This is a genomic window from Ruegeria arenilitoris (genome assembly GCF_013032855.1).
Taxonomy (GTDB): Bacteria; Pseudomonadota; Alphaproteobacteria; order Rhodobacterales; family Rhodobacteraceae; genus Ruegeria; species Ruegeria arenilitoris.
This window is the reverse complement of the sequence record NZ_WQDA01000001.1, coordinates 858,471-869,735: the sequence shown is the minus strand read 5'-3', so window position 1 is coordinate 869,735 and position 11,265 is coordinate 858,471. Positions and strand designations below refer to the sequence as shown.

Sequence of the window (11,265 nt, the reverse complement as noted above, 5' to 3'; positions counted from 1 at the left end):
GTTTATCACCGCAAAGACGTCACGACCTGCCGCAATGCGCCAACGGTGGGCAATTCCGGATCCCGCGCCAGCGTCGCCAGACAGATCGGCTTGCTGACCACAGGATCAACCAGAGGCAGGACACGCGTGCCTTTCAAATCGCCGAGCGCCCGCACCAGAACCCTTGGCACGACCGTCGCCGCCAGCCCTTCGCGCGCCATGACCATCGAGGCAGTAAACCCGCTGGTTTCGGCCACCACACGCGGATGCAACCCCTGTTCGGCAAATATCCTGTCGAGGATGCGCCTGTTCTGCATCTGGGGCTCCAGCAGGCTGAGCGGGAACTCGGCCACCCGTGCCCAGGGGATCGGGCCCGTGCCCTGCGTCATATGCTCGGGTACGAGCAAAACATAGGTTTCCTCGTACAAAGGCTGCACATAGCGCAGGTCAGTGCCGATGCTGTCGCCATAGGTGATCCCGGCATCCAGGCTGCCTTCGTCCAGACGGTGCTGGATTGCCGTGGCCGACATCGTCTCGATCCGCGACAGGATACGCGGATGCGCCTGCTGCAGCCGCTTGACCAAGCGGCCAGTAAACGCGATGGCGGTCGGGATCACGCCCAGGATCAGTGTACCGGTGATCTCGCCCTTGATCGCCTGCACCTCCTGCTCGAGCGCTTTGGCGTCATCCAGTATGCGGCGAGCGCGGCGGACGATCATCTCGCCCTCTTCGGTCAGGCCCTGAAAGCGGTTCGCACGGCGGACGATGGACACGCCAAGCCGATCCTCGAGGTTGCGGATTCGCATCGAGAACGCGGGCTGCGAAATACCGCACTCCTCGGCCGCCTTGGCAAAATGGCGGTGGCGCGCCAAGGCGCTGAGCAGTTGCAGATCGCGGATTTCGAACACGTGCGGGCCTCGGGCGGATTGGAGCGATACCGTAAGATACCGCCAATGCCCGCCCAGAAAAGCTGTTTCGTGATCAGGTGTTGAACAGGAAGTGCATCACGTCGCCGTCCTTGACGACATAGCTTTTGCCTTCTGCACGCATCTTGCCGGCCTCTTTGGCACCCTGTTCGCCATTGCACGCTACGAAGTCATCATAGGCAATGGTCTCGGCGCGGATGAAACCCTTTTCAAAGTCCCCGTGGATGACACCGGCCGCCTGAGGCGCTGCAGTACCCCTGCGAATGGTCCAGGCGCGGGCCTCTTTCGGGCCGACCGTGAAATAGGTTTCCAGTTTGAGCAGGTCGTACCCCGCACGGATCAGCCGATCGAGGCCCGGTTCTTCGAGCCCCATCTCTTCGAGGAACATCTGCGCCTCTTCAGGCTCCAGCAGACTGATCTCTTCTTCGATCTTGGCGCTGATGATGACATGGGCATTGCCCTGCGTCGCGGCCATCTCGGCCACACGCGCGGAATATTCATTGCCTTCGGCAGCGTCTTCTTCCGAGACATTGCAGACATACAGGACCGGCTTGGTGGTCAGCAACTGCAGCATCTTCCAGGCTTTTGCATCCTCGTCAGACACCTCGACCAAACGGGCGGGTTTGCCGCTTTCCAGCATCTCTTGCGCGGTGGCCAGCAACCGATCCTGCTGCTGCGCCTCCTTGTCGTTGCCCTTGAGCTTGCGCACGAGGTTGGCGCGACGCTTTTCGATGCTTTCCAGATCGGCCAGCATCAGTTCGGTCTCGATGGTCTCGGCATCGGCCACCGGATCGACCTTGCCTTCGACATGGGTCACGTCGCCATCTTCGAAACAGCGCAACACATGAGCGATGGCATCGGTTTCGCGAATGTTGGCCAGAAACTGGTTCCCCAGCCCCTCACCTTTTGAAGCGCCTTTGACCAGGCCTGCAATATCTACGAAGGTCATCCGGGTCGGGATGATCTGCTTCGACTTGGCGATCGCAGCTAACTTGTCCAGACGCGCATCGGGAACGGCCACGTCACCCACATTGGGTTCGATTGTGCAGAACGGGAAATTCGCCGCCTGCGCGGCCGCGGTCTTGGTCAGCGCGTTGAACAGGGTCGACTTGCCGACATTCGGCAGACCCACGATACCCATTTTAAAGCCCATGACGGCCTCCTGATGCCATTCGCGGGCTGCTTCTATGCGGGTCCGGTGCAATGCGCAAGGCACCTGCGGCTGCTGGCCCTGAGTCCAAACTGCAACATCACGAAAATGTAGGGAAAACGTGTGCTTGTTGACATTGAACACGAGAGAATAGTGTCAAACTTTAACATTTAACGAATATCAACAGCGAACATCCCCATGAAAAACCTCCTTTCAAGCGCCGCTTTTCTGGCTTTTTCAACAGCCGCGCAGGCGCAGTCGGTGATTTTCGGCGCCGGCTACGCCGACTATTCCGACAGCAGCTCGATTGACCAGGCGATCTTTTCCCTCGAATACCAGCACCGGCCATTTCACGAGGCCACCCGCTTCAGCGCTGCGCTGGGGGCCGCGCTGTCGGTGGACGAGGATGGAAACACACATATCGGCGCCGGGGTGATCGGGGTCTATTCCTTTGCCGACAGATGGTTCGTGGAAGGCAGCGTGATGCCGGGTTTCTACAGCGAAGCCAACGAATTGAACGATCTGGGCGGGAGCTTCGAAATCCGAAGCCTTCTTGGGCTGGGCTATACGTTGAACAACGGCAATGACATATCGTTGGCCGTGACCCACAAATCGAATGCCAGCACGCAAGAGGAAAACCCCGGCGTGAACGCGCTCTTGCTGCGGTATCACCTGAACTTCTGACACCACCGCTCAGGACGGGATTGATTTTCGGCCAAAGTTTCTGCACATCAGGTCCAAACCTGTATGCAAGGATCGTCCATGACCCGTATCGACGCCAAGTTCGCCGCCCTTAAAGCCGAGGGGAAGAAGGCCTTTGTCGCCTATATCATGGCCGGGGATCCCGACTATGACACCTCGCTTGAGATTGTTCGGGGCCTGCCGGCGGCCGGCGTGGACGTGATCGAACTGGGCCTGCCCTTCACCGATCCGATGGCGGACGGCCCCACCATTCAGGCGGCTGGTCAAAGGGCGCTGGACGGTGGCATGACGCTGCAGCGCACGCTGGATCTGGCCAAGGCATTCCGGGAAACCGATGACACCACCCCGATCGTACTGATGGGCTATTACAACCCGATCTACAGCCGCGGCGTGGACAAGTTCCTTGCCGACGCCAAAGAGGCCGGCATCGACGGCCTGATCGTCGTCGACCTGCCACCCGAAGAAGATGAAGAACTGTGCCTGCCCGCGCAGGCGGCCGGTCTGAACTTCATCCGGCTGGCCACGCCAACCACGGATGACAAGCGCCTGCCGCGGGTGCTGCAGAATACCTCGGGCTTTGTCTATTACGTCTCGATCACCGGCATCACCGGCGCGGCCGAAGCCGAGGCCACCGATGTCGGCCCCGAGGTCGCGCGCATCAAGGCGGCGACCGATCTTCCGGTGATCGTGGGGTTCGGCATCAATACGCCCGAGAAATCACGTGCCATCGCCAGCGTTGCTGACGGAGCGGTGGTCGGCTCGGCCATCGTCAGTCAGATCGCCGCCGGCAAACCCGTGGCCGAGGTTCTGGACTTCGTGAAATCGCTGGCAGACGGCGCCCACAGCGCCTGAGGCCAAAATCCCAAACGGATTGCAACCGCTGCAGGCCGCACGCCTGCGGCGGTTTTTCTTTGCGCCTTCGTCCCACCTGACCACTTGCGCAACTGGCCGTTGCGCCGCGACGGAAGAATTGGTAAAGAAACCTAACCAATCTGCAGAAGGGCGCGGCCATGCCTGTCATTACCAATATCGACGACCTGAAACGCATCTATGAACGCCGGGTGCCCCGGATGTTCTATGACTATGCCGAAAGCGGCAGCTGGACCGAGCAGACCTTCCGCGACAACAGCTCAGACTTCCACGACATCCGCCTGCGCCAGAAGGTTGCGGTGGACATGTCCGGCCGCTCGACCGCGTCGCAGATGATCGGACAGGACGTTGCCATGCCGGTGGCCCTGGCACCCGTGGGCCTGACCGGGATGCAGCATGCGGATGGTGAAATGAAGGCCGCCAAGGCCGCGCTGGAATTCGGCGTGCCCTTCACGTTGTCGACCATGTCGATCAACTCGATCGAAGATGTGGCCGAACATACCGGCGCGCCGTTCTGGTTTCAGCTGTACACCATGAAGGACGAAGATTACGTCCGCCGCCTGATCCAGCGCGCCAAGGATGCCAAATGCTCGGCCCTGGTCATCACTCTTGATCTGCAAATCCTCGGCCAACGGCACAAGGACCTGAAGAACGGCCTGTCCGCCCCGCCGAAACTGACGGCCAAAACGATCGCCAACCTGATGACGAAATGGGCCTGGGGCATCGAGATGCTGGGCGCGAAACGACGCGAGTTCGGCAATATCGTGGGCCATGTCGAGGGCATCTCGGACGCCTCATCGCTAGGCGCGTGGACGGCCGAACAGTTCGATCCCAGCCTCGACTGGAAGAAGATCGAGAAGCTGATGGAGCAATGGGGCGGCAAGGTAATCCTGAAGGGCATCCTGGACCCCGAAGACGCCAAGATGGCGGCCAAGTTGGGCGCCGACGCCATCGTGGTGTCGAACCACGGCGGGCGGCAGTTGGACGGCGCGCTCAGCTCGATCCGGATGCTGCCGCGGATCATGGATGCGGTGGGCGGCGACGTCGAGGTGCATCTCGACAGCGGCATCCGCTCGGGGCAGGACGTGCTCAAGGCGCTGGCGCTGGGGGCCAAGGGCACCTATATCGGGCGCGCTTTCGTCTACGGGCTGGGCGCGATGGGCCAAAAGGGGGTGACCACCGCGCTGGAGGTGATCCAGAAGGAACTGGACACCACCATGGCCCTGTGCGGCGAGCGCAACGTGGCCGATCTGGGGCCGCACAACCTGCTTGTCCCGCAGGATTTCTGCGGCCGCTGGCAGGAATGACGCGGAATTCGTTTTTACCCCTTTCCAAATGGCCGGATTCGGTCTAAGGACGCCGCTTCACGCGGGGTGACAGCCTTGGAGGCACCCTGCCCTAACATTGGAGATTTATCATGGCTGGTGAGATTCCTGATCTCGTAGCTCTGGAACGGACGGGGACAGGCAAGGGCGCCGCTCGTCAGGCACGCCGCGACGGCATGGTTCCGGGCATCGTATTTGGTGGCGAAAAAGACCCGCTGCCGATCCAGATTCCGTTCAACGAACTGTTCAAGCGCCTGAAGGCAGGCCGCTTCAAGTCGACCCTGTGGAACCTGAAGGTCGAAGGCCACGAGGACGTCCGCGTCATCTGCCGCGACGTTCAGCGTGATGTAGTCAAGGACCTGCCGACCCACCTGGACCTGATGCGTCTGCGTCGTACGACCAAGATCGCCCTGTACATCCCCGTCGAATTCATCAACGAGGAAGAGGCCCCCGGCATCAAAAAGGGCGGCGTTCTGACCGTTGTCCGTCCTGAGGTCGAGCTGGTCTGCACCGCCGGCGACATCCCCGAAAAGATCACCGTCGATCTTACCGGCCTGGAAATCAACGACGTTGTCACCATCTCGTCTGTTGACCTGCCCAACGGCACCAAACCGACCATCGACCGTGACTTCGTGATTGCGAACATCTCGGCACCGACCGGCCTGGCGTCCAGCGACGATGAAGAAGGCGAAGGTGAAGAGGAAGTCGCAGCCGACGAAGTTGAAGTCGTAGGCAAAGACGAAGAATAAATCCGGATCCTTCGGATTGGAATTTGAAGCGGGGCCTCGTCCAGGGCCCCGTTTTTCTTTGAAAGACCGGCTGGCGCCGGAAAGGAATCTCGTGCAATTCTGCGCCGGACCGAAACGCACAAGGAATTCGCGATGAAGCTGTTTGTCGGATTGGGCAATCCGGGCGCAAAGTATGCCCGCAACCGGCACAATATCGGTTTCATGGCGGTGGATGCCATCGCCAGGGATCATGGCTTTGGGCCATGGCGTTCGAAATTTCAGGGTGAAATATCCGAAGGAATGCTGGGCCGAGAGAAGGTCCTGCTGCTGAAACCCATGACCTTCATGAACCGCTCGGGTCAATCGGTCGGCGAGGCCATGCGGTTCTTCAAGCTCGTCTCAACCGATGTGACCGTTTTCCATGACGAACTGGACCTTGCACCCGGGAAGGTTCGCGCCAAGGCCGGTGGCGGCCATGCCGGGCATAACGGCCTGCGGTCGATCCACGACCATATCGGTGCCGCGTATGACCGTGTCCGGCTGGGGATCGGCCATCCCGGACGCAAAGAGCTGGTTTCGCCCTATGTTCTGGGCGATTTCGCCAAGGCAGACGCCGACTGGCTGGACGATGTTCTGCAAGGTGTTGCAGACGGGGCGGTTCATCTGGCTGCGGGCGATGCGGCCAAGTTCATGAACGCGGTGGCGCTGCGAACAGCGCCACCGCGCAGTTCCACCACGACGCCCAAATCCGAAACCAAGACCTCTCCTACCCCGAAAGCCGAGACGCCAACGCCCGATGACCGCACGGCGATGCAGAAGCTGTTGGACAAGTTCCGATAGCGGCAAAGACCTTCCGCAACGTAGCAATTGCAGAATTTCCGTCATCACGATCCAATGCCGCCAAACGGGAGGATAATCATGAAAACAGGTCTGAAGTGGCTGCTGCGAATCGTCCTGACGCTGGTCTTGGCCGCTGCAGTTGTCGGTTTCTGGAAGCGCGAGGAAATCCAGCGCCTTCTGGCGGTGAACTCTCTGTTTTCTGAAGAAAAGATCGTTCAGAATTTCTCTCACATGGACGCGGCGTTTCTGACTGTCGACCTCCCTCGCGGGAATGGTCCCACCTGGGACCTGCCCTATGGCGCTGAATTCGACCTGCCCGCCGAGACGCAAGACTGGATCGAAGAGCGCGCCGTCACATCCCTGCTGGTGATGCAGGACGGGCAGATCCGGTTCGAGGAGTATTTTCTGAGCACATCGCCGGAGGACCGCCGGATCTCGTGGTCGATGGCCAAAAGCTATTTGTCCGCTCTGTTCGGCATCCTTCTTGAGGAGGGCGCCATAGCCTCGCTGGATGATCCGGTCATCAAATATGCCCCCAAGCTGCAGGGCAGCGCCTATGAAACAGCCACGATCCGCAACGTGCTGAACATGGCCAGCGGTGTAACCTTTGACGAAGACTATCTGGACCCGAAATCCGACATCAACCGTATGGGTCGGGTCGTCGCCCTGGGCGGCGAGTTGGATGACTTTGCGGCCTCGTTGAAGGACAGTTTCGCGGCACCTGGCGAGACCTGGCAGTATGTTTCCATCGATACCCATGTCATTGGAATGGTGATCCGAGGGGCGACGGGTCAAAGCGTCGCCGCGTTGCTGGACGAAAAGATTCTGCAGCACCTCGGTCTTGAGCGGGACGGATACTATATCACCGACGGCGCCGGCGTCGCCTTTGTTCTGGGTGGCTTGAATTTCACGACGCGGGATTACGCCCGTTTTGGCCAAATGATCCTGCAGAACGGCATGCGCGATGGACGCCAGATCGTTCCGGCCGACTGGATCAAGGAATCCACCTTGCCAAGCGCGCCGACCGAACCCGGAAAGATCGGCTACGGATATCAGTGGTGGATCCCCGTTGGCGCCCATGACGGTGAGTTTCTGGCACGCGGTGTTTATGGCCAGTACATGTATTTCGACCAGTCGCGCGGCGTGCTGATCGTAGCCACGGGCGCTGATCGGAAGTTCCGCGAGCCCGGGGTCAATGAGCAGAACATCGAAATGTTCCGCAAGATCGCGCAAAGCCTGTAAGGTAGCTTCATGCAAAAGCAGGACAGTATAAATGTTCTGGGCGGCGTGCTGGCTCCGTGTTCACGAAAGCCCCTGACCGGTTTTTTCCGCGACGGGGCCTGCAACACCTGCCCTGAGGATCGCGGCAGCCACACGGTCTGCGCTGTTATGACGGCCGAGTTTCTGGCCTATTCAAAATATGTCGGCAACGACCTGAGCACGCCCCGGCCCGAATTCGATTTCCCGGGCCTCAAGCCCGGCGACAGCTGGTGCCTGTGTGCCGCACGGTTCATGCAGGCCCATGACGAGGGCTGTGCGCCAAAGGTCCATCTTGAGGCGACTCACCAGCGCGCATTGGAAATCGTGCCGCTGCACGTTCTGACCAGCCACCGCGCAGACTCCGGACAGTGAACCGCGAATGAAAAACCCGGCACGATTGAAGCGTGCCGGGTCCTGTACTTTGGGCCGCGCTCAGGTTGCGTCGCGACCCTCGGTATCAGACATGTCGAAGTTCAGATACTTGGCGACCGTTTGAACATCCTTGTCGCCACGTCCGCACATGTTCATGCAGATGATGTGATCCTTGGGCAGATCGGGCGCGATCTTCATGACATGCGCCAGCGCGTGGCTGGGTTCGAGCGCAGGGATGATCCCCTCGGTCGCGCAGCACAGCTGGAACGCCTCAAGCGCCTCTTTGTCGGTGACCGAGACATACTGCGCGCGCCCGATATCGTGCAGCCAGGAATGTTCGGGGCCGATGCCCGGATAGTCCAGCCCGGCCGAAATCGAGTACCCCTCGAGGATCTGGCCGTCGTCGTCCTGCAGCAGATAGGTACGGTTGCCGTGCAGAACACCCGGCCGGCCGCCGGTGAGAGAGGCGCAATGCTCCATCTTTTCGTTGACGCCCTTGCCGCCGGCTTCGACGCCGATGATGTTGACCGATTTGTCGTCAAGAAACGGATAGAACAGCCCCATGGCGTTCGAGCCGCCACCGATTGCCGCGATGATCGTGTCCGGCAGGCGACCCTCGGCCTTCATCATCTGTTCCTTGGCTTCCTTGCCGATGATCGACTGGAAGTCGCGCACCATCGCCGGGTACGGATGCGGTCCGGCCACGGTACCGATGCAATAGAAAGTGTCGCGCACATTTGTTACCCAGTCGCGCAGCGCGTCGTTCATCGCGTCCTTCAGGGTGCCGCGGCCCGAGGTCACCGGAATCACCTCTGCCCCCAGCAAGCGCATGCGGAACACGTTGGGCGCCTGCCGCTGGACATCATGTGCGCCCATGTAGACCACGCATTTCAGACCGAACTTGGCGCAGACCGTCGCGGTGGCGACACCGTGCTGCCCTGCCCCGGTCTCGGCGATGATCCGGGTCTTTCCCATGCGGCGCGCCAAGATGATCTGGCCCAGCACGTTGTTGATCTTGTGCGCGCCGGTGTGGTTCAACTCGTCGCGCTTCATATAGATCTTGGCGCCACCCAGATGTTCGGTCAGGCGCTCGGCGTGATACAGGGGCGACGGACGGCCCACGTAGTTGGCCCACAGATCGTCCATCTCGGCCCAGAAACTCGGGTCGGTCTTGGCCTTCTCGTATTCCTCCTCCAGCGACAGGATCAACGGCATCAGAGTCTCGCTGACGAAGCGTCCGCCGAAAATGCCGAAGCGGCCGTTTTCATCCGGGCCGGACATGAAGGAATTGAACAGATCATTGGCCATGGTGGTCTCCATCGTCGTGCCTGTTGTTATTAGGAGGTGCCGGCGGGATTTGCCATCGCAAATCGCACTATTCCGCCGCGGTACTGCCGTTCATCCAGATAGTCAGCGCCTGTTCCCGGGTCGGAATGGCGATGCAGGCAAAGTGACGGAAGTGGTAGGTATTGGTCAAACGTGGGGCAGCTTGCATCACCCCTCGGTGCGGGTTCGACTGGGCAAAGGTCAGCATGGCTTCGACGTCATGCCAAACGCTTAGCGAGAAATACGCGCCCTCATGCGAAAACACTTCGGCATGGAGGCACAAGGGATCGCCCTTGGCCTGGCGCAAGGCCTTGCCCGCGCGCCAGAAGAACTCGGGCCCATGGTACCATCGCTTCAGTGAAACCGCGCCAATTGCAGCCAGCATCCCGCATCCTCCCCTTTGAGAAGAATACGCAAGCGCGTTCTGGTCAGATCACCGTGCCGCTTCAATAAATGAGCGGATCAGGCCCGGATCCTTGACGCCCGGGGCGCTTTCCACGCCCGATGCCACGTCCACCTGCTTTGCACCGGTCATACGGATCGCCTCGGCTACGTTGTCCGGGTTGAGCCCCCCCGACAGCATCCACGGCGTCCGCCAGTATTTGCGACCGGCGAGCAGACGCCAGTCAAAAGGCAAACCGTTGCCGCCGGGTAGCTCAGAGTTCTTCGGCGGTTTGGCGTCAACCAACAACTGATCGGCCACGTCCGAATACAGGTCTATTGCGGCCAAATCCTCGGCTTCCGCCACTCCAATCGCCTTAATCACCGGCAGGCCGTAGCGTGATTTGACCTCGGCCACGCGCTCGGGGCTTTCAGCCCCATGCAGCTGCAGCATGTCCAGTGGAACCCCCGCCACGATCTCATCCAACTGCGCGTCGCTGAAGTTCACCGCTAAGGCCACCTTGGCTACGCCGACCGGCACGTCACTGGCCAGCGCCGCTGCCTGGGCAATCGGTGCATAGCGTGGAGACTTGGGAAAGAAATTGAACCCAATGTAACGCGCACCTGCTTCAACGGCGGCACGCACATGCTCGGGTGCGGTCAAGCCGCATATTTTTACGCTGATCTCGGAAGACATCGGCTCTCAGCTGGCCTCGTCCAGAAGGGCAAGCACATCGTCCTGGCCTTCGTTCTGCTTCTTCTTGAGCTTCTTGACCTCGCGCTCGAGCTTCTTGACCTCGGTCTTTTTGACGGTGGCGTCCTTGCGGTGCTTGTGCTCACGCAGCCATTCCCACAGAAAACCGATGACAAGGCCGGCCACAATCCCGCCAAGAACTACAAGAAACAACGGCAGCGAAGTGGCCAGATTGAAGCCAAGCAAGTCAGACAAGGCGTCCGGCATCAACTGCAACTGAACCATTTGGCGATTGGCCAGCGAGACCGAGACAAGGACGATCCCCAGGACCGCAAGAAAACCGTATCGAATGTAGCGCATCATGAGATCACGCTTTACCGTTCAAACGATCCCTTAGCAACTTGCCGGTCTTGAAAAACGGCACGCACTTTTCCTCGACTTGAACCGTCTCGCCAGTGCGTGGGTTCCGGCCGACCCGCGCATCCCGTTTCTTGACCGAAAAAGCTCCGAAGCCCCGCAGTTCGACACGGTCACCGCGCGCCATCGCGTCTGTGACTTCCTCGAATACGGTATTCACGATCCGCTCGACATCACGTTGGTACAGATGTGGATTTTCGTCGGCGATTTTCTGAATCAGTTCTGAACGGATCATGCGTGCTACCCTCCCAGGTCACCGTGTCATCTCGTCTACTGGTTTGGTCAGTATAGGAAA

At 60.1% G+C, this 11,265-nt stretch carries 14 protein-coding genes; 7 read left to right on the top strand and 7 right to left on the bottom strand.

Features of this window, described 5'->3' with window-relative positions:
- Positions 1 to 5 precede the first annotated feature (5 nt).
- Positions 6 to 887: a LysR family transcriptional regulator gene (locus GOW72_RS04180; RefSeq protein WP_170357095.1), complete on the bottom strand. Its 882-nt coding sequence runs from the start codon at positions 885 to 887 to the stop codon at positions 6 to 8.
- A 73-nt stretch (positions 888 to 960) separates the two neighbouring features.
- Positions 961 to 2,058: a redox-regulated ATPase YchF gene (gene ychF, locus GOW72_RS04175; protein WP_170365368.1), complete on the bottom strand. Its 1,098-nt coding sequence runs from the start codon at positions 2,056 to 2,058 to the stop codon at positions 961 to 963.
- Positions 2,059 to 2,253: 195 nt separating this feature from the next.
- Between ychF and GOW72_RS04170 the strand changes: the two genes are divergently transcribed.
- The 7 genes from GOW72_RS04170 to GOW72_RS04140 all read left to right on the top strand — a co-directional run bounded on the left by GOW72_RS04170 (position 2,254) and on the right by GOW72_RS04140 (position 8,152).
- Positions 2,254 to 2,739: an acyloxyacyl hydrolase gene (locus tag GOW72_RS04170; RefSeq protein ID WP_170364892.1), complete on the top strand. Its 486-nt coding sequence runs from the start codon at positions 2,254 to 2,256 to the stop codon at positions 2,737 to 2,739.
- Positions 2,740 to 2,817: 78 nt separating this feature from the next.
- Positions 2,818 to 3,609, top strand: a complete 792-nt coding sequence (gene trpA / locus GOW72_RS04165; RefSeq protein ID WP_170357093.1) for a tryptophan synthase subunit alpha — start codon at positions 2,818 to 2,820, stop codon at positions 3,607 to 3,609.
- A gap of 158 nt (positions 3,610 to 3,767) precedes the next feature.
- Complete coding sequence (locus GOW72_RS04160; protein WP_170365365.1) at positions 3,768 to 4,934, top strand: alpha-hydroxy acid oxidase; 1,167 nt, start codon at positions 3,768 to 3,770, stop codon at positions 4,932 to 4,934.
- Between the two features lie 110 nt (positions 4,935 to 5,044).
- Complete coding sequence (locus GOW72_RS04155; protein WP_093964607.1) at positions 5,045 to 5,701, top strand: 50S ribosomal protein L25/general stress protein Ctc; 657 nt, start codon at positions 5,045 to 5,047, stop codon at positions 5,699 to 5,701.
- A 132-nt stretch (positions 5,702 to 5,833) separates the two neighbouring features.
- A complete protein-coding gene (gene pth / locus GOW72_RS04150) occupies positions 5,834 to 6,520 on the top strand; it encodes an aminoacyl-tRNA hydrolase (protein WP_170365363.1) in 687 nt (228 codons plus the stop codon).
- A gap of 78 nt (positions 6,521 to 6,598) precedes the next feature.
- Complete coding sequence (locus tag GOW72_RS04145) at positions 6,599 to 7,762, top strand: serine hydrolase domain-containing protein (protein WP_170365361.1); 1,164 nt, start codon at positions 6,599 to 6,601, stop codon at positions 7,760 to 7,762.
- Between the two features lie 9 nt (positions 7,763 to 7,771).
- Positions 7,772 to 8,152: a DUF2237 family protein gene (locus GOW72_RS04140; RefSeq protein ID WP_093964605.1), complete on the top strand. Its 381-nt coding sequence runs from the start codon at positions 7,772 to 7,774 to the stop codon at positions 8,150 to 8,152.
- 60 nt (positions 8,153 to 8,212) lie between these two features.
- Here the strand turns inward: GOW72_RS04140 and trpB are convergent, their stop codons facing one another.
- The 5 genes from trpB to ihfB form a co-directional block, all read right to left on the bottom strand.
- Positions 8,213 to 9,460, bottom strand: a complete 1,248-nt coding sequence (trpB, locus tag GOW72_RS04135; protein WP_170365359.1) for a tryptophan synthase subunit beta — start codon at positions 9,458 to 9,460, stop codon at positions 8,213 to 8,215.
- Positions 9,461 to 9,527: 67 nt separating this feature from the next.
- The gene (locus GOW72_RS04130) at positions 9,528 to 9,863 is read right to left on the bottom strand and encodes a hypothetical protein (RefSeq protein ID WP_170357088.1); all 336 of its coding nucleotides are present in this window, start codon (positions 9,861 to 9,863) and stop codon (positions 9,528 to 9,530) included.
- 48 nt (positions 9,864 to 9,911) lie between these two features.
- Positions 9,912 to 10,556: a phosphoribosylanthranilate isomerase gene (locus tag GOW72_RS04125; protein ID WP_170365358.1), complete on the bottom strand. Its 645-nt coding sequence runs from the start codon at positions 10,554 to 10,556 to the stop codon at positions 9,912 to 9,914.
- A 6-nt stretch (positions 10,557 to 10,562) separates the two neighbouring features.
- Entirely contained in the window at positions 10,563 to 10,913 is a 351-nt protein-coding gene (locus GOW72_RS04120) for a lipopolysaccharide assembly protein LapA domain-containing protein (RefSeq protein WP_170340535.1), read from the bottom strand.
- A 7-nt stretch (positions 10,914 to 10,920) separates the two neighbouring features.
- Entirely contained in the window at positions 10,921 to 11,205 is a 285-nt protein-coding gene (gene ihfB / locus GOW72_RS04115) for an integration host factor subunit beta (RefSeq protein WP_050603110.1), read from the bottom strand.
- Positions 11,206 to 11,265: the final 60 nt, after the last annotated feature.

Excerpts from the sequence above, each read along its gene's own strand:
- GOW72_RS04130 (WP_170357088.1), bottom strand. The coding sequence starts at position 9,863 with ATGCTGGCTGCAATTGGCGCGGTTTCACTGAAGCGATGGTACCATGGG.
- ychF (WP_170365368.1), bottom strand. The coding sequence starts at position 2,058 with ATGGGCTTTAAAATGGGTATCGTGGGTCTGCCGAATGTCGGCAAGTCG.
- GOW72_RS04145 (WP_170365361.1), top strand. The coding sequence starts at position 6,599 with ATGAAAACAGGTCTGAAGTGGCTGCTGCGAATCGTCCTGACGCTGGTC.
- GOW72_RS04160 (WP_170365365.1), top strand. The coding sequence starts at position 3,768 with ATGCCTGTCATTACCAATATCGACGACCTGAAACGCATCTATGAACGC.
- trpA (WP_170357093.1), top strand. The coding sequence starts at position 2,818 with ATGACCCGTATCGACGCCAAGTTCGCCGCCCTTAAAGCCGAGGGGAAG.
- pth (WP_170365363.1), top strand. The coding sequence starts at position 5,834 with ATGAAGCTGTTTGTCGGATTGGGCAATCCGGGCGCAAAGTATGCCCGC.
- trpB (WP_170365359.1), bottom strand. The coding sequence starts at position 9,460 with ATGGCCAATGATCTGTTCAATTCCTTCATGTCCGGCCCGGATGAAAAC.
- GOW72_RS04125 (WP_170365358.1), bottom strand. The coding sequence starts at position 10,556 with ATGTCTTCCGAGATCAGCGTAAAAATATGCGGCTTGACCGCACCCGAG.
- GOW72_RS04140 (WP_093964605.1), top strand. The coding sequence starts at position 7,772 with ATGCAAAAGCAGGACAGTATAAATGTTCTGGGCGGCGTGCTGGCTCCG.
- GOW72_RS04170 (WP_170364892.1), top strand. The coding sequence starts at position 2,254 with ATGAAAAACCTCCTTTCAAGCGCCGCTTTTCTGGCTTTTTCAACAGCC.
- GOW72_RS04120 (WP_170340535.1), bottom strand. The coding sequence starts at position 10,913 with ATGCGCTACATTCGATACGGTTTTCTTGCGGTCCTGGGGATCGTCCTT.
- GOW72_RS04155 (WP_093964607.1), top strand. The coding sequence starts at position 5,045 with ATGGCTGGTGAGATTCCTGATCTCGTAGCTCTGGAACGGACGGGGACA.
- ihfB (WP_050603110.1), bottom strand. The coding sequence starts at position 11,205 with ATGATCCGTTCAGAACTGATTCAGAAAATCGCCGACGAAAATCCACAT.